This is a genomic window from Kitasatospora sp. NPDC090308 (assembly GCF_044769485.1).
Lineage (GTDB): Bacteria > Actinomycetota > Actinomycetes > Streptomycetales > Streptomycetaceae > Kitasatospora > Kitasatospora fiedleri.
Genome location: NZ_JBIVXY010000017.1, coordinates 36,049 through 52,294 on the forward strand (window position 1 = coordinate 36,049; position 16,246 = coordinate 52,294).

15 protein-coding genes are annotated in these 16,246 nt (G+C 74.2%); 8 read left to right on the top strand and 7 right to left on the bottom strand.

Annotated features, from left to right (window positions below; translation table 11 throughout):
* Window positions 1–155 precede the first annotated feature (155 nt).
* The gene (gene rny / locus ACIQVD_RS29340) at window positions 156–1,559 is read left to right on the top strand and encodes a ribonuclease Y (protein ID WP_400690318.1); all 1,404 of its coding nucleotides are present in this window, start codon (window positions 156–158) and stop codon (window positions 1,557–1,559) included.
* A 64-nt stretch (window positions 1,560–1,623) separates the two neighbouring features.
* Here the strand turns inward: rny and ACIQVD_RS29345 are convergent, their stop codons facing one another.
* From ACIQVD_RS29345 to ACIQVD_RS29365, 5 genes are all read right to left on the bottom strand, one after another.
* Window positions 1,624–3,297, bottom strand: a complete 1,674-nt coding sequence (locus ACIQVD_RS29345; protein ID WP_400690321.1) for an FAD-dependent monooxygenase — start codon at window positions 3,295–3,297, stop codon at window positions 1,624–1,626.
* A 107-nt stretch (window positions 3,298–3,404) separates the two neighbouring features.
* Entirely contained in the window at window positions 3,405–4,232 is an 828-nt protein-coding gene (locus tag ACIQVD_RS29350) for an amino acid ABC transporter permease (protein WP_400690324.1), read from the bottom strand.
* Window positions 4,229–4,879 carry an amino acid ABC transporter permease gene (locus ACIQVD_RS29355; protein ID WP_100840413.1) on the bottom strand — a complete coding sequence of 217 codons (651 nt, stop codon included), beginning with the start codon at window positions 4,877–4,879 and terminating at the stop codon, window positions 4,229–4,231. Before ACIQVD_RS29355 ends, ACIQVD_RS29350 begins: the two co-directional genes overlap by 4 nt.
* A gap of 40 nt (window positions 4,880–4,919) precedes the next feature.
* Window positions 4,920–5,834: a glutamate ABC transporter substrate-binding protein gene (locus ACIQVD_RS29360; protein WP_400690328.1), complete on the bottom strand. Its 915-nt coding sequence runs from the start codon at window positions 5,832–5,834 to the stop codon at window positions 4,920–4,922.
* Between the two features lie 75 nt (window positions 5,835–5,909).
* Window positions 5,910–6,692, bottom strand: coding sequence for an amino acid ABC transporter ATP-binding protein (locus tag ACIQVD_RS29365; protein WP_400690331.1), 783 nt, complete (start codon window positions 6,690–6,692; stop codon window positions 5,910–5,912).
* A 416-nt stretch (window positions 6,693–7,108) separates the two neighbouring features.
* On the opposite strand from ACIQVD_RS29365, the gene ACIQVD_RS29370 reads away from it, so the two are divergent.
* Both ACIQVD_RS29370 and ACIQVD_RS29375 read left to right on the top strand, forming a co-directional pair.
* The gene (locus ACIQVD_RS29370; RefSeq protein WP_402292229.1) at window positions 7,109–7,918 is read left to right on the top strand and encodes a response regulator transcription factor; all 810 of its coding nucleotides are present in this window, start codon (window positions 7,109–7,111) and stop codon (window positions 7,916–7,918) included.
* 6 nt (window positions 7,919–7,924) lie between these two features.
* Complete coding sequence (locus tag ACIQVD_RS29375) at window positions 7,925–9,349, top strand: HAMP domain-containing sensor histidine kinase (RefSeq protein WP_111555743.1); 1,425 nt, start codon at window positions 7,925–7,927, stop codon at window positions 9,347–9,349.
* Window positions 9,350–9,391: 42 nt separating this feature from the next.
* Here ACIQVD_RS29375 and ACIQVD_RS29380 read toward each other — a convergent pair whose 3' ends face one another.
* On the bottom strand, window positions 9,392–10,429 hold the full coding sequence (locus tag ACIQVD_RS29380) for a TAXI family TRAP transporter solute-binding subunit (RefSeq protein WP_400690337.1): 1,038 nt from the start codon (window positions 10,427–10,429) through the stop codon (window positions 9,392–9,394).
* A 105-nt stretch (window positions 10,430–10,534) separates the two neighbouring features.
* Here ACIQVD_RS29380 and miaB point away from each other — a divergent pair, with 105 nt between their 5' ends.
* Both miaB and ACIQVD_RS29390 read left to right on the top strand, forming a co-directional pair.
* Window positions 10,535–12,064, top strand: a complete 1,530-nt coding sequence (gene miaB, locus ACIQVD_RS29385) for a tRNA (N6-isopentenyl adenosine(37)-C2)-methylthiotransferase MiaB (protein WP_402292230.1) — start codon at window positions 10,535–10,537, stop codon at window positions 12,062–12,064.
* 249 nt (window positions 12,065–12,313) lie between these two features.
* Window positions 12,314–13,006, top strand: coding sequence for a hypothetical protein (locus ACIQVD_RS29390; RefSeq protein WP_400690341.1), 693 nt, complete (start codon window positions 12,314–12,316; stop codon window positions 13,004–13,006).
* 9 nt (window positions 13,007–13,015) lie between these two features.
* Here ACIQVD_RS29390 and ACIQVD_RS29395 read toward each other — a convergent pair whose 3' ends face one another.
* Window positions 13,016–13,372, bottom strand: coding sequence for an antitoxin (locus tag ACIQVD_RS29395; RefSeq protein ID WP_402292231.1), 357 nt, complete (start codon window positions 13,370–13,372; stop codon window positions 13,016–13,018).
* Between the two features lie 108 nt (window positions 13,373–13,480).
* On the opposite strand from ACIQVD_RS29395, the gene miaA reads away from it, so the two are divergent.
* The 3 genes from miaA (at window position 13,481) to dapF (ending at window position 16,191) form a co-directional block, all read left to right on the top strand.
* Window positions 13,481–14,458, top strand: a complete 978-nt coding sequence (gene miaA, locus ACIQVD_RS29400; protein WP_402292232.1) for a tRNA (adenosine(37)-N6)-dimethylallyltransferase MiaA — start codon at window positions 13,481–13,483, stop codon at window positions 14,456–14,458.
* Window positions 14,459–14,710: 252 nt separating this feature from the next.
* On the top strand, window positions 14,711–15,196 hold the full coding sequence (locus tag ACIQVD_RS29405) for a hypothetical protein (RefSeq protein ID WP_282202716.1): 486 nt from the start codon (window positions 14,711–14,713) through the stop codon (window positions 15,194–15,196).
* 116 nt (window positions 15,197–15,312) lie between these two features.
* A complete protein-coding gene (gene dapF / locus ACIQVD_RS29410) occupies window positions 15,313–16,191 on the top strand; it encodes a diaminopimelate epimerase (protein WP_402292233.1) in 879 nt (292 codons plus the stop codon).
* Window positions 16,192–16,246 lie beyond the last annotated feature (55 nt).

The window sequence follows — 16,246 nt, forward strand, 5'->3', positions numbered from 1 at the left end:
TGCGGTGCGATGTGATGACCGGTGATCAGATCGCCGGAGCCAATTCTCGATCGCATCTTGACCGTTTCGTAACCTCGGCCTAGCCTCACACTCAGTGGCAGGACGATCGCGGAGGTCGCCTCGGCGGTAGCGTGAGCAGGACGGGGAGTGGCCGGATGGGCATCGCTCAGGGCACCGAAACGGGTTCCTCCCTGCTGCTGGCGGCCGGAGTGCTGATCGGCGCCCTGGTGCTGGTGCTGGCCGCCGGGTTCCTGATGCTCCGGCAGCGCCGGGCCGAACTCGACCGCCGCGAGGAGCGGTTGACCTCCGAACTGCACCGCCTGCACGCGCACGAGGACGAACTCGCCGCCCGCGCCGCCGACGCCGAGCGGGTGCGCGACGAACTCGCCGGCCAGGCAGTGGAGAACCGCCTGCTGCTGGAGCGCACCGCCGGGCTGACCGCCGCCCAGGCCCGCGAGGAGATCGTCCGGGCCGCCGAGTCGGAGGCCCGCCGGGAAGCCGCGCTGAGCGTCCGGGAGATCGAGCGGCGGGCGGTCACCGAGGGCGAGGGCCGGGCCCGGGAGATCATCGCCTCGTCCGTCCAGCGGCTGGCCGCCGAGCACACCGCCGACACCGTGGTCACCACCCTGCGGCTGCCCAGCGAGGACATGAAGGGCCGGGTGATCGGGCGCGAGGGCCGCAACATCCGCGCCTTCGAGGCCGTCACTGGCGTCAACCTGATCGTCGACGACACCCCCGGCCTGGTGCAGCTCTCCTGCTTCGACCCGGTCCGCCGGGAGAGCGCCCGGCTCACCCTGGAGGCGCTGCTGGTCGACGGGCGGATCCACCCGGCGCGGATCGAGGAGGCGCACGAGCGCAGCCGGGTCGAGGTCGAGCGGCTCTGCGTCCGGGCCGGGGAGGACGCGCTGCTCACCGTCGGGATCGGCGCGAGCGGCGAGATGTCGCCCGAACTGGTCCGCACGCTGGGCACGTTGCGCTACCGCACCTCGTACGGGCAGAACGTGCTCGGGCACCTGGTGGAGTCCGCGCACCTGGCCGGGATGATGGCCGCGGAGCTCGGCGTCGACCCCGAGCAGGTGCGCCGGGCCGCGCTGCTGCACGACATCGGCAAGGCGCTCAGCCACCGGGTGCCGGGCAGCCACGCCGCGATCGGCGCGGAGTTCGCCCGGCGGCACGGCGAGGCGGAGGAGGTCGTGCACGCGATAGCGGCGCACCACGGCGAGATCGAGGCGAAGACCGTCGAGGCGGTGCTCACCCAGGCCGCCGACGCCTGCTCGGCCGGGCGGCCGGGCGCGCGCAAGGAGTCGGTGGAGGCGTACGTCCGCCGGCTGGAGCGGCTGGAGGAGATCGCCCGGGCGCACGAGGGCGTCACCAAGGTCTACGCGATGCAGGCCGGCCGGGAGGTCCGGGTCATGGTGCAGCCGGAGGCGGTGGACGACCTGCGGGCGCAGGAGATCGCCAAGGAGGTCGCCCGGCAGGTCCGGGAGGAACTGACCTACCCGGGGCAGATCCGGATCACGGTGGTGCGGGAGTCGCGGGCGACCGAGGTAGCCCGCTAGGACCCGTCTTCGAACCCCCCGTCTTCGAACCCCCGCGGTCGGACCCCGGCGCGGGGGAGGCCGGTCAGCCCTTGGTCGGTTCCTGCTCCAGGCCCGGCTTGGGGGTGAGCGGGGCGGTCAGGGCGTGCAGGGTCTCGGGCTGGAGGCCGGGGGTGGTGCCCAGCAGGTGGCCGTCGGGGCGGATCAGCAGGACGGTGTGCGGGGTGGCGCCGGGGTAGCCGTCGGTGACCAGGACCTCGGTGGGGACGGGGAGGGCGGCGGCGAGTTCGGCCAGGCGGGGCATCAGGCCGGCGCCGAGCCAGTGCTCGGCGGACCAGACGGTGGTGCCGGGGGCGACCAGGACCAGCAGGAACGGGCCGCCGAGGCGGGCCCGGAGGGTGTCCGCGGCGCCGTCGGCGGTGACCACCGGAAGGTCGGGGACCAGGACGCCGGGGGCGGTGGCCGGGAGCTGCTCGGTGAGCGCGGTGCCGCGGCCGGCGCCGCGCTGCTCGGGGACGCGGGGGGCGACGCCGGAGGGCGCGGCCGGGTAGGCGGGGGCGCCGCCGAAGCGGCCGGTGCCGAGCTGGCCGTCGGCGAGCAGCGGAGCGTGCTTGCGGAAGGAGCCGGAGATCAGCGCGCGCCGGGTCTCGGCCCAGCCGCGCAGCGGGCGCAGCAGCGGCATGCTCTGGTCGACGGCGCGCAGCCGGGCGCCGACCGCGCCGCGGCGCTCGGCCTCGTAGCCGTCCAGCAGGGCGCGGTCGGCGCGCTCGGTGCCGGGGGGCAGGTGCCAGGCGAGGGCGAGCCGCCAGGCGAGGTTGTCGGCGTCGCGCAGGCCGTCGGCGAGGTTCTGCATGCCGAGGGCGCCGTGCAGGTGGGCGGCGTCGCCGGCGAGGAAGCAGCGGCCGGTGCGGAACCGGCCGGCCAGCCGCTGCTGGTAGGTGTGGTCGGCGGCGGCCAGCAGCTGGTGGGGCGGGAGTTCGCCGCACCAGCCGGTGAGCGCGGCGGTGACCCGGGTGAGCAGGGTGTCGCCGGTGACGATGCCGGGCCAGGTGGCGTGCGGGTCGACGGGCTCGGTGGGCTGGGGGCGGCCGGGGGGCAGCCGCCAGTCGAGCCGCCACAGGCCGTCGGGCAGCGGGCGGGCGGAGGCCTCGCGGTCGCCGCGCCACGGGGGTTCGCGGTGCAGCCGGGCCTCGCCGGGGAAGGGCAGGTCGACCCGGACGGTGGCGACGGCGTGCCGGTCGACGGCGGGCCGGCCGGGGAAGCGGACCTTGAGCAGCTTGCGGACGGTGGAGCGGGCGCCGTCGCAGCCGACCAGGTGGCTGCCGTGCCACCAGGCCTCCTCCCCGGCGGAGGTGGTGCGGACCGTCACCCCGTCGCGGTCCTGGGCGAGTTCGACCACCCGGTGGCGCGGCAGCAGGCGGATCAGCGGGGTGGCGGCGACGGCGTCGCGCAGGCCGCGCTGGAGGCGGTGCTGGGCGAGGTGCAGCACGGGTTCGGCGTCCAGCGGCAGGCGCAGCACCTCGGCGCGGCGGCGCCAGACGGTGAAGGCGTCCCAGCGGGCGGCGTCGGAGACCACCCGGGTGTAGCCGATCCGGGCCAGGAAGGCGGCGGTGTCGCCGCCGAGCACGACGGTGCGGGGGCTCTCCGGGCTCACGCCGGTGCCCTCGTCCAGGACGGTGCTGGGCACGTCGTTGCGGGCCAGGGCGAGGGCCAGGGCGAGACCGACCGGCCCGGCCCCGACGATGATCACCGCGTCCATGTCGGGGCCTTCGGGCGGGCGGCCGCGGCCGCCGGTGCGTCATATGCCGGGTGGGAGGTCCCAGGTGGTGTCACGAAGAGCAATGCAACAGATCACCTGGGTGTCCGTCAAGCAGCGGACGTGCGGCGGGGCTTCGCGCCGCGACGGCCGCGGGACTCGATCCAGCGGGCCAGGCCGCCGAGGGCGAGGCACATGGCGATGTAGATCGGGGTGATCACCAGGACGACCGGGATGTACGGGTAGCCGTCGGAGTTGGAGGCGATCAGCTTGCCCACGTACAGCAGCTCGGGGTAGGTGATGATGTAGCCGAGCGAGGTGTCCTTGAGGGTGACGACCAGCTGGCCGATGATCGCGGGCAGCATGGTCCGGACCGCCTGCGGGACGAGCACCAGGCTCATCACCTGGGTCTTGCGCAGGCCCAGGGCGTGGGCCGCCTCGGACTGGCCGCGCGGGACGGCGTTGATGCCGGAGCGGATGATCTCGGCCTGCACGGCGCCGTTGTAGAGGACCAGGCCGATGACCAGGCCCCACATCGGCCGGGCGGTGAACACCGCCTGGTAGAGCGCGAAGATCATGATCACCAGCGGCATGGCCCGGAAGAACTGGACCACCGCGGTGCACACCGCCCGCACCGGGCGGTGGTCGGACAGCCGTCCGACCGCGAGCAGGGAGCCGAGCACCAGCGAGCCGACCGCGGCCAGGCCGAAGGCCTTCAGGGTGGCCAGGACGCCGTCGAGGATGCGCTGCTGGACGGCGGTGTACTGGAAGGAGTCCCACAGCCAGCCGTCGAACTGGCCCTGGTCGGCCAGGGTGGAGACGACCCACCAGAGCAGGGCGGCGATGCCGAGCGCGCCGAGCGCGCCGAGCAGCAGGTAGCGCCGCCGGGCCCGCGGGCCGGGGACGTCGTACAGGACGGAGGCGGTGCGGGTGCTCATCGGGTCACCGCCGTGCGCCGCTCCAGGGCGGAGACGACCGTGCCGATCGCGAAGCTGATCACCAGGTAGGCCAGGGCCACCCAGAAGAAGATGGCGAAGATGGCGTACCCCTTCTCGGTCAGGGTCTTCTGCACGCTGAACAGCTCGAACACGTTGAAGGCGCCGGCGATGGCCGAGTTGCGGGGCAGCGCGATGAACACCGAGCCCATCGGCGCGGTCACCGCCCGGGCCGCCTGCGGCAGCACCACCAGGCCGAGGGTCTGGCCGAAGCCCATGCCCAGCGAGCGGGCGGCCTCGGCCTGGCCCAGCGGCACCGTGTTGATGCCCGCGCGCAGCACCTCGCAGACGAAGCTGCCGGTGTAGACGCTGAGCGCGGCCACGGCGGCGGTGAAGCTGCTGATGTGCACGTCCAGCCGCGGCAGCACGAAGGTCACCGCGAAGAACAGCAGGGTCAGCGGGGTGTTGCGGAAGATCGTCACCCAGGTGCCGCCGAAGGCCCGCAGCACCGGGACCGGCGAGACGCGGAAGGCCGCCAGCATGAAACCCAGCAGCAGGGCGAACAGGGCACTGAGCGCGCTCAGTTCGAGCGTTCCCAGGAACCCGCGGACGAACAGCGAGAAGTTGCCGTCCTCGAACGGTATGCCCATGCCGGCGGCCCTCCTTTCTCGGTATCGGTCGGGTCGGGCGTCAGGCGGTCGGGTCCAGCGCGGGGACGGACGGCGCGGCCGAGCCGGACAGGCCCAGGGTGGCGTCGTACGCCTTCTTCCAGTCGCCGTTGTCCTCGTGCTTCTTGAGGGCGTCGTTGATCGCCTTCTGCAGCACCGCGTCGCCCTTCTTCAGGCCGACGCCGTAGCGCTCGGTGGAGAACGGCTCGCCGACGACCTTGAGCTTGCCCTGGTTCTTCGCGGCGTAGCCCTTGAGGATCGCGTCGTCGGTGGTGACCGCGTCGACCTCCTTGGTGAGCAGCTTCTCCACGCAGAGCGAGTAGCTCTCGAAGGTGGTGACCTTGGCGCCGTACTTGTTGATGTTGTCGACCGAGGTCGAACCGGTGACGGTGCAGACCGCCTTGCCGCTGGTCGACTTCGCGTCGGTGATGGAGGTGTCGTCCTTGTTCACCAGCAGCGACTGGCCGGCGATGTAGTACGGGCCGGCGAAGTCGATCTGCTTCTTGCGGTTGTCGTTGATCGAGTAGGTGCCGACGTAGTAGTCGATCTGGTCGCCGGCGATCGAGGTCTCGCGGGCGCTGGAGTTGATCGTGGTGAACTCGACCTGGTCCGCGGAGAAGCCGAGGTCGGCGGCGATCATCTTGGCGATCTCGATGTCGAAGCCGTTGCGCTTGCCGGTCTGCACGTCCTCGAAGCCGAGGAACGGCTGGTCCGACTTGGCGCCGATGCGGAGCTTGCCGCTCGCCTTGGCCTTGGTCCACACCGGCGAGCCGTCCAGCTTGGCGTCGGCGTTCACCTGGTAGGTCGGCAGCTGGGGGGCGGCCGAGCCGCCCTTCCCGCCGGCGTCCGAGTTCGGGGTGCCGTCCTTGCCGCAGGCCGCGACCGCGGTCAGGGCGAGCACGGACAGGGCGGCGGCTACGGTACGACGGGCCTTCATGCGGTCGTTCTCTCCTCGGTAGGGGCCATCGCTGGCTCCGGGCAAATGCGAACTGACGCTAGATCAATGTCGGACTCAGTGGTGCAGGATCTTCGAGAGGAAGTCCTTGGCGCGGTCGCTGCGCGGCGCGGTGAAGAACGCCTCCGGGGTGTTCTCCTCCACGATCCGGCCGTCCGCCATGAACAGGACGCGGTTGGCGGCCGAGCGCGCGAAGCCCATCTCGTGGGTCACCACCACCATGGTCATGCCCTTGGCGGCGAGCGAACGCATCACCTCCAGCACCTCGTTGACCATCTCCGGGTCGAGGGCCGAGGTCGGCTCGTCGAACAGCATCACCTTCGGGTCCATCGCCAGCGCGCGGGCGATCGCCACCCGCTGCTGCTGGCCGCCGGACAGCTGGGCGGGGTACTTGTCGGCCTGCGCGCCGACGCCGACCCGCTCCAGCAGCTCGCGGGCGGTCCGCTCGGCCTGCGCCTTCGGCACCCGGCCGACCTTCACCTGGGCGAGCACCACGTTCTGCAGCACCGTCTTGTGCGCGAACAGGTTGAAGGACTGGAACACCATGCCGACCTGGGCGCGCAGCCGGGCCAGCTCGCGGCCCTCGGCGGGCAGCGGGCGGCCGTCCACCTCGATCGTGCCGGAGTCGATGGTCTCCAGCCGGTTGATGGTGCGGCACAGCGTGGACTTGCCGGAACCGGACGGGCCGATCAGCACCACGACCTCGCCCTGGGCGATCTCCAGGTCGACGTCCTGCAGCACGTGCAGCGCGCCGAAGTGCTTGTTCACCCCGCGCAGCGCCACCAGCGGGGCGGCCCCGCCGCCTTCCGGCTCGGGCAGCCCGGCACTGTTCTCGGTCATCGCGGCTCGCTCCCTCGTCCTCCGAACCCGGGCCAACTCGCAAGGGCCGCAGAGCCGGTGATGGTCCGTCTGATGTCCGGGGGCCGGAGCCGGCGGAGCCCACGACCCCCGGACGGGGTGACTTTAGGCAGGTACACGACCCCTCGTCAGCCGATCTGAGCTGAACTTGAGGATCACGGTTCGGCTACGCCGGGTAGTCGACGGGTAGCGGATACCGGCTGGGTAACGGACCGGGCAACCCGGTTGACCGGGTGACGCCGGATGGGCATGGATGCCAGGATGGCCCGGTCCCGCCGCGGGCCCGGCCATGACAACGCGCTGCCGCGGGCCGTGCCCCGACCCGGGCGCGGGCCGCGGCACCGAACGCCCGCACGTGTCCGAACCAGCCCGAACGAACCCCACGGAAAGGAAACCCGATGCGCCTGCTCCTGGTCGAGGACGACGACCGCGTGGCTTCCGCCCTGGTGGCGGTGCTCGGCCGGCACGGCTTCCAGGTCCGGCACGCCCGCAGCGGCCACGAGGCGCTGGACGCGCTCGTCCCGGACGGCAGCGACCCCTACCGGGTGGTGCTGCTCGACCTCGGCCTGCCCGACCGCGACGGCTTCGAGGTGTGCAGCCGGATCCGGGCCGGCAGCGGCGTCCCGGTGATCATGGTGACCGCGCGGGCCGACATCCGCTCCCGGATCCACGGCCTCAACCTCGGCGCCGACGACTACGTGGTCAAGCCCTACGACATGGGCGAGCTGCTGGCCCGGATCCACGCCGTGGCCCGCCGCGGCACCCCCCGCAGCACCGAGGAGAACGGCCCCGAGCCGTCCGGGCCGCTGGCCTCCCGCGGCGTCGAGATCGACCGCGAGCGCCGCCGGGTCTCCGTCGAGGGCCGCGACGTCCCGCTCACCCGCAAGGAGTTCGACCTGCTGGCGCTGCTCGCCCAGAGCCCCGGCGTGGTCTACCGCCGCGAACAGATCTTCAGCGAGGTCTGGCGCTCCGGCTGGGAGGGCAACGGCCGCACCCTGGAGGTGCACATCGGCTCGCTGCGCACCAAGCTCGGCCTGCCCGGCCTGGTCGAGGCCGTCCGCGGGGTCGGCTACCGGCTGATCCCCGACCAGCCCGACAGCGGCCCCGAGCAGCCCGACAGCGGCCCCGGGCACGGCACCACCGGTCCCGGGCACGGCTCCGGCTCCCAGGACGGCACCGGCTCCCGCGACGGCGCGGCGGGGCGCTGACCGCACGTGCGCAACCGCCTGCTCGGCATCCTGATCGCCCTGATGGCCTGCGTGCTGGCCGCGCTCGGGGTGCCCCTGGCCTACCTGATCGCCGCCTCCGAGCAGTCCAAGGTGGTCGTCGACCGGATCGACGACGCCGCCCGCTTCGCCCAGGACCTGCCCACCCAGGGCCGCCTCACCACCGCCGTCAAGGGCGACCCGCAGCCCGGCCCCGGCGACAACGGCCGACTGCACGCCCTGGCCACCGAGGCCGACCGCTACCAGGAGCTGTACGGCGCCCGGATCGGCCTCTTCCAGCGCGACGGCAGCGCCATCGCGGTCTCCCCCGGCGGCTGGCGGCCCCCCGCCGCCGGGCCCGGCCGGCAGGCGTACCAGGAGGCCCTGGCCGGCCGCCGCAGCCACAACCCGCCGCAGGTCTGGCCCTGGACCCCCGACCGCACCCTGGCCGTCGCCCTGCCGGTGGTCCGGGACGGCGACGTGATCGCCGTGGTGCTCACCGAGTCGCCCACCGACGGGCTGCGCTCGCGCGTCCTGCACCGCTGGATGGTGCTGGCCGGCGGCGAGGCGCTCGCCATGATCGTCGCCATCCTGCTCGCCGTCCGGCTCACCGGCTGGGTGCTGCGCCCCGTCCGCACCCTGGACCGGGCCACCCACGACATCGCCACCGGACGGCTCGGCGCCCGGGTCGCCCCCAGCGGCGGACCGCCCGAACTGCGCCGGCTGGCCCGCTCCTTCAACGACATGGCCGACCACGTGGTGCTCGCCATCGACCAGCAGCGGGCCTTCGTCGCCGACGCCTCCCACCAGCTGCGCAACCCGCTCGCCGCGCTGCTGCTGCGGGTCGAGCTGATCGGCCTGGACCTGCCCGAGGGCCACGAGGAGGAACTCGTCGCGGTCCGCGAGGAGGGCGCCCGGCTGGCCCGGGTCCTGGACGACCTGCTCGGCCTGGCCACCGCCGAGGGCTCCCGGCCCGAACCCGAGCCGGTCGACCTGGTCGACCTGGTCCGCACCCGGGCCGACGCCTGGCGCCCGCTCGCCGAGCAGCGCGGCGTCGCCCTGCACTGGGAGGGTCCGCCGATGGCGCACGCCTGGGCCGACCCGATCGGCTTCGGCAGCGCGCTGGACGCCGTGCTGGACAACGCGCTGAAGTTCACCCCGGCCGGCAGCACCGTCCGGGTCGGCCTGCTGATCGGCAAGGACGAGGTCACCGCCACCGTCACCGACGCCGGACCGGGCCTCACCGAGGAGGAGCTGGACCGGGTCGGCGACCGGTTCTGGCGCTCCTCCCGGCACCAGAACATCGACGGCTCCGGCCTCGGCCTGTCCATCGCCCGCACCCTGCTGCTGGCCGGCGGCGGCGGCCTCGGCTTCGAGCCCGCCGAGCCGCACGGCCTGACCGTGCGGCTCAGCGTGCCCCGGCGGCGGCGCTGACCGGCCCGCGCCGGGCTCCGCGGCGGCGGCCGGGGCGGCGGCTCAGGGCTTGACGGACTGGTAGTAGCGCCGGGCGCCCTCGTGCAGCGGCAGCGGGTCGGTGTACACCGCGGTGCGCAGGTCCACCAGCTGGGCGGCGTGCACCTGGCGGCCGATGTCGTCCCGGCTGTCGATCACCGCCCGGGTCAGCGCCTCCACCAGCGCCGGGTCCACGTCCGCCCGGGTCACCAGCAGGTTCGGCACCGCGACCGTCGGCACCGCCGTCCGCTCCGGCTCCACGTCCGGGTAGGCGTCCGCCGGGATGGTCGCCGCCCGGTACGCGTCCATGCCGGGGCCCGCCAGCTGGTGCAGCGGGTCGGACAGGTCGCCCATCGGGACGATCCGGATCGGGGTCCGCTCCGACAGGTCGGACAGCGCCGCGGTCGGCAGGCCGCCCGACCAGAAGAACGCGTCCAGCCGGTCGCGCTGCAGCTCGTCCGCGGCCTGGACGACGCTGACCGGCGACGGCCGCACGTCCCGGTCCGGGTTCAGGCCCGCCGCCTCCAGCAGCCGCCGGGTCACCAGGTTCACGCCCGACTTCGCCTGCCCCACCCCGACCCGCAGCCCGCGCAGGTCCGCCACCGAGTGCACCGGCGAGTCGGCCGGCACCACCAGCTGCATGTAGTCGTCGTACAGCCGGGCGATCGCCCGCAGCCCCGGCTTGTCCGGACTGCCGAAGCTGGCCACCGCGTCCGCCGTGGCCACCGCGAAGTCGTCCTGGTGCGTCACCAGCCGCTCCAGGTTGTCCAGCGAGCCCTCGGAGTTGTCCAGCTGCACCTTCAGCCCCGGCATGTGGTCGCCCAGGTACTGCTGCAGCAGCACGCCGTAGCGGTCGTACACCCCGCCGTCCACCCCGGTGGCGAACGCCACCCGCCCGTGCGGGCCGGACGAGGAGCGCGCCGAGGACACCCACCAGCCGCCCGCGCCCCCCGCCACCAGCAGCAGCACCGCGGCGACCCGCACCAGCCGGCCGCGCAGCACGGAACGGGCCGCGGACCGCAGCGCGGCGCCGGGGCGGAGGAGCGGGTTCGCAGCAGCCATGCCGTGGATACTGCCAGCCCCCACCGCCCGGCGGGAGCCCCCTCCCCGCCGCCCGCACCCCGGCGGGAGGCCCGCGCCGCTGCCCTTACCCTTGGCTCTGTGGGTATGGAGGAGAGCTTGCGAACTTACAAGGTCGTCACGTACGGCTGCCAGATGAACGTCCACGACTCCGAGCGCCTGTCCGGGCTGCTGGAGGAGGCCGGCTACGCCAAGGCGGCCGGCGACGGCGACCCCGACCTGGTGGTCTTCAACACCTGCGCGGTCCGCGAGAACGCCGACAACAAGCTGTACGGCAACCTCGGCCGGCTCGCCCCCGCCAAGCAGGCCAACCGCGGCATGCAGATCGCCGTCGGCGGCTGCCTGGCGCAGAAGGACCGCGAGACCATCGTCCGCAAGGCCCCCTGGGTCGACGTGGTCTTCGGCACCCACAACATCGGCCACCTGCCCGCCCTGCTGGAGCGCGCCGCCGTCGAGCGCAAGGCCCAGGTCGAGATCCTCGAATCGCTGGAGACCTTCCCCTCCACCCTGCCCACCCGGCGCGAGTCCGCGTACGCCGCCTGGGTCGCGATCTCGGTCGGCTGCAACAACACCTGCACCTTCTGCATCGTCCCCGCCCTGCGCGGCAAGGAGGAGGACCGCCGGCCCGGCGACGTCCTCGCCGAGGTCGAGGCGCTGGTCGCCGAGGGCGTCGTCGAGGTCACCCTGCTCGGGCAGAACGTCAACGCGTACGGCTCCGACCTCGGCGACCGGGAGGCGTTCGGCAAGCTGCTGCGCGCCTGCGGCCAGGTCGAGGGCCTGGAGCGGGTCCGGTTCACCTCCCCGCACCCGCGCGACTTCACCGACGACGTCATCGCCGCGATGGCCGAGACGCCCAACGTGATGCACCAGCTGCACATGCCGCTGCAGTCCGGCTCCGACACCGTCCTCAAGGCGATGCGGCGCTCCTACCGGCAGGAACGCTTCCTCGGCATCATCGAGAAGGTCCGGGCCGCGATGCCGGACGCGGCGATCTCCACCGACATCATCGTCGGCTTCCCCGGCGAGACGGACGAGGACTTCGAGCAGACCCTGCACGTGGTGCGCGAGGCCCGGTTCGCCAACGCCTTCACCTTCCAGTACTCCAAGCGCCCGGGGACGCCGGCCGCCGACATGGCGGACCAGGTGCCCAAGGCCGTGGTGCAGGAGCGCTACGACCGGCTGATCGCCCTCCAGGAGGAGATCTCCTGGGAGGAGAACAAGAAGCAGGTCGGCCGCACGCTGGAGATCCTGGTCGCCGAGGGCGAGGGCAAGAAGGACGACCGCACCGACCGGCTCTCCGGCCGCGCCCCCGACAACCGGCTGGTCCACTTCTCCCGGAGCTTGCGAGGGGAGAACGAAGAGCACGGCGCGCGGCCCGAGGGCGGCGTGCGGCCCGGCGACATGGTCACCGTCGAGATCACCTACGCCGCCCCGCACCACCTCCTCGCGGAGGGCCCCGCGCTCGCCGTCCGCCGCACCCGGGCGGGCGACGCCTGGGAGAAGCGGCAGGCGGCCCCGCCGACCGCGAAGCCGGCCGGCGTGATGCTGGGGCTGCCGACGATCGGCGCGCCCAAGCAGCCGGCGACCGCGCCGAGCGGCGACGGGTGCGGCTGCTAGCGGAGGCGGACGCGCATCCGGGGGCGGACGCGCATCCGGGGGCGCGGGGAACCGCGCGCGGCGGGAGTCGCACGTCGGTGGGGTCGCGGGAGGGTGCGAGGCGCTGTCCTGCGTCGCGATCCGCCGGTGCGCGCCCGCTGGGCCGCGCAGTTCCCCGCGCCCCTGTCCGCAACCGTCTGCCACGCCCGGCGCAGCGGTTCGCTCAGCGTCCCCGGTTCCGTCCGGTCGGTGGCGCGTAGAGTGATCGACATGCTTGCTGCCGCCGCCGTGTGCCCCTGCCCGCCGTTGCTCGTGCCGGAGGTGGCGGCGGGGGCCGCCGGTGAGGTGGCGGGGCTGCGGGAGGCGTGCCTGGCGGCGGTGGGGGAGCTGGCCGGGGTCGATCTGGTGGTGGTGGTCGGGACCGGTGAGCGGGCCGGGGTGTGGACGGAGGGCGGCGCGGGCTCGCTGCGCCGGTACGGGGTGGCGAAGGCGGTGCGGCTGCCGCTGGGCGGGGTGGACGGTCCGGAGCTGTCGCCCGCGTTGACGGTGGGGGCGTGGCTGCTGGAGGAGGCGGGCGTGCGGGTGCCGACGCACGCCGTCGCGGTGCGGCCGGACACGGTGCCGGAGCGGCTGCTGGGCCTGGGCCGGGGGCTGGCCGAACTCGCGGACCGGGTGGGCCTGTTGGTGCTGGGGGACGGCAGCGCCCGGCGCTCGGTGAAGGCCCCCGGGTATCTGGACGGGCGGGCCGAGGGGTACGACCGCGCGGTGGCGCTCGCGCTGGCCGGGGCGGACGCGGCGGCGCTGGCCGGGCTGGACGCGGAGCTGTCGGCGGAGCTGATGGCCGAGGGGCGTGCCCCGTGGCAGGTGCTGGCGGGCGCCGCGGAGGGCGCCGCGCTCGGCGGTGAACTGCGCTACGAGGACGCCCCGTACGGCGTCGGCTACCTGGTGGCCTCCTGGCGCTGACGCGCCGGTTCAGCCGTTGGCGGGCGGGACCGGCGGGGTCGGGCCGCCCGCGGCCGGCGGGGTCGGGCCGGTCGGCGGCGTCGGGCCGCCCGCGGCCGGCGGGGTCGGGCCGGTCGGCGGCGTCGGGCCGCCCGCGGTCGGCGGCAGGTCGTCCGTGGGCTTGGCCGCGAAGTCGTCCCGGGCGTGCTTGGTCGCGGAGGTGCCCTTCACGATCTTGTCGGAGTACTTGTGCTTGGTGGCCTTGTCGATCGTCTCACCGGCCTTGTCCACCATGCCGTCGATCTTGTCGCCGTGCTTCCCGGCCAGCTCGCTGGCCTTCTCCTTCAGTTCCTCGGCCTTGCCCTTGAGGTTGTCCATCAGGCCCATGGGTGCACTCCTCGCATTTCGGGTCATTCCCGCACCAGACATAGCTGATCCTCCCCGGTCAACGACGCAGTGACACGGGAGGTGCTCGGCTTTTGCGAGACTGGTGGGGTGAGCGGTTCCTCTTCTTCCCCTTCCACGCGTCCCGACACCCCGCCCCGGGTGGTCTCGGTGGTCGGCCCGACGGCGGCCGGCAAGTCCGACCTGGCGGTGGCGATCGCCCGCGAGCTCGGCGGGGAGGTGGTGAACACCGACTCGATGCAGCTGTACCGGGGCATGGACATCGGCACCGCCAAGCTGACGGCGGCGGAGCGCGGCGGCGTCCCGCACCACCTGCTGGACGTGTGGGAGGTGACCGAGGCCGCCTCGGTGGCCGAGTACCAGGGCCTGGCGCGGGCGGAGATGGACCGGCAGCTGGCGGCCGGGCAGGTGCCGGTGCTGGTCGGCGGCTCGGGCCTGTACGTGCGGGCGGCGATCGACGAGATGGAGTTCCCCGGGACGGACCCGGCGGTCCGGGCCCGGCTGGAGGAGGAGCTGGAGCGGGTCGGCCCCGGCCCCCTGCACCGGCGCCTCGCGGAGCTGGACCCGGCGGCGGCGGAGGCGATCCTGACCAGCAACGGGCGGCGGATCGTCCGGGCGCTGGAGGTCATCGAGATCACCGGCCGGCCGTTCACGGCCAGCCTGCCGACCCAGCGGGCGGTGTACCCGGCGGTGCAGATCGGCGTCCGGGTGCCGCGCCCGGAGCTGGACCGGCGGATCGAGCTGCGGGTGGACCGGATGTGGGAGGCCGGGCTGCTGGACGAGGTGCGGGAGTTGGAGGAGGCCGGGCTGCGCGAGGGGCTGACCGCGAGCCGGGCGCTCGGCTACCAGCAGGTGCTGGCGTTCTTCGCGGGGGAGTGCACCGAGGACGAGGCGCGGGCGGAGACCGTGCGGGCCACCCGGCGGTTCGCCCGGCGCCAGGAGTCCTGGTTCCGCCGGGACCCGCGGATCCACTGGCTGGAGCGGCCGGAGGGCGCCGATCCGGTCGAGCTGCTGGGCCGCGCACTGGAACTGATCCACCGTCCGGAAGCGTCCCACCGGGCGGGCTGACCGGCGGTTTCCGGCTGCCCGGCGGAGGTATTCGGCCAGGCTCGCGGCGTCTGCACCGGCAGACGCAGGTGCAGGAGGTACCGGCGGTCACGGCGGGATCACGTCCTGGCATCGGATCACCCGATCAAGCCGTGCGACCCCCTGCGGGCGTGTTGGTACGTGCCATCATCGGTACCACCGAGGCCCGGCACGCGGGCCGGCCTCACCGCCCGCGAGCTCCGGAGCTCGTGTCGAGCCGTCAGGGGAGGCCGCGTGTCAACGGGTACCGGCCCCGAAACCGATGAGCTGCTCGGCGACGTCTCCGACGGGTCCGAGACCCTCCCCGAGCTCGCCGTCCCCACCACCTCGTACGCGGTGGCACTGCCCGCGATCGACGACCTGGCCGCCGCGCCGGGCGTGGTCCACGAGCGGGACATCCGGCCGCGCCGCCGGCTGCGCTGGTGGCAGATCCTGCCGATCGCCGCGACCGTGATGTTCGGCTCGCTGATGTTCGCCTTCCCGCTGGCCTTCGGCAGCGAGGGCGCCACCGCGATGATCGGCATGCTCGGCCTGCTGATCACCGCCGCCTCGGTCGGCTGGGGCGCGATGGCCGCCCGCCGGGCCGGGTACAAGTGGCCGGGCGTGCCGCGCCGCGGCAGCACCGAGCGGGCCGGGTGGAAGGCCATCGTGCTGTACACCCTGCTGGCCGCCGTGGCCGTGGCCCTCGCCGTCTGGCGGGTCGTCCACCTGCGCGGCTAGGCCCCGCCCGGCAGGATCGGCCGGACAGGGGCCAGGCCCCGTCCGCCGGGTCCGCCCCCGTCTCACGGGCCGTCCGCCCGAGGTCGGAGCGGCCCGGTTTCGTTACCATCGGCGGTGTGAGCGAGCGCAGCGGTACCAGCGGAACGGCCTTCCTCAAGGGGCACGGCACCCAGAACGACTTCGTGATCCTCCCCGACCCGGACGGCCGGATCGACCTGTCGGCGGCCACCGTCGCCGAGCTGTGCGACCGGCGGGCCGGGATCGGCGCGGACGGCGTGCTGCGGGTGGTCCGCTCGGCGGCCGAGCCCGCGGCGGCGGGGGCGGCCGGGCAGGCCGAGTGGTTCATGGACTACCGCAACGCGGACGGCTCGATCGCCGAGATGTGTGGCAACGGGGTGCGGGTGTTCGCCCGCTACCTGGTGCACGCCGGGCACGCCAAGCCGGGCGAGCTGGCGGTGGCCACCCGCGGCGGGGTCAAGCGGGTGCGGATCGCCGAGGACGGCCCGGACGGCACCCCGGGCGAGGTCACCGTGGACATGGGCCGCGCCGTGCTGCCCGGCCCGGACGGCATCACCGTCACCGTGGACGGGCGCAGCTGGCCCGCGCTGAACGTCAACATGGGCAACCCGCACGCCGTCGCCTTCGTCGAGGACCTGGCGCACGCGGGCACCCTGCTGGACGCCCCGGCCACCGCCCCCGCGGGCGCGTACCCGCAGGGCGTGAACGTGGAGTTCGTGGTGGACCGCGGCGAGCGGCACGTGGCGATGCGGGTGCACGAGCGCGGCTCCGGCGAGACCCGCTCCTGCGGCACCGGCGCCTGCGCCGTCGCGGTGGCGGCGATCCGGCGGGACGGCGCCGACCCGGCGGTCACCGGCGAGGCGGTGCGCTACACCGTGGACGTGCCCGGCGGGCGGCTGGTGATCGAGGAGTTCCCGGACGGCCGGATCGAGATGACCGGCCCCGCGGTGATCGTCGCCGAGGGCGTCCTGGTCTGACCGCAGGTCAGCGCGACGGTGCGTCAGCTCCCGCTTCCCACCCGGCCCTCCGGCT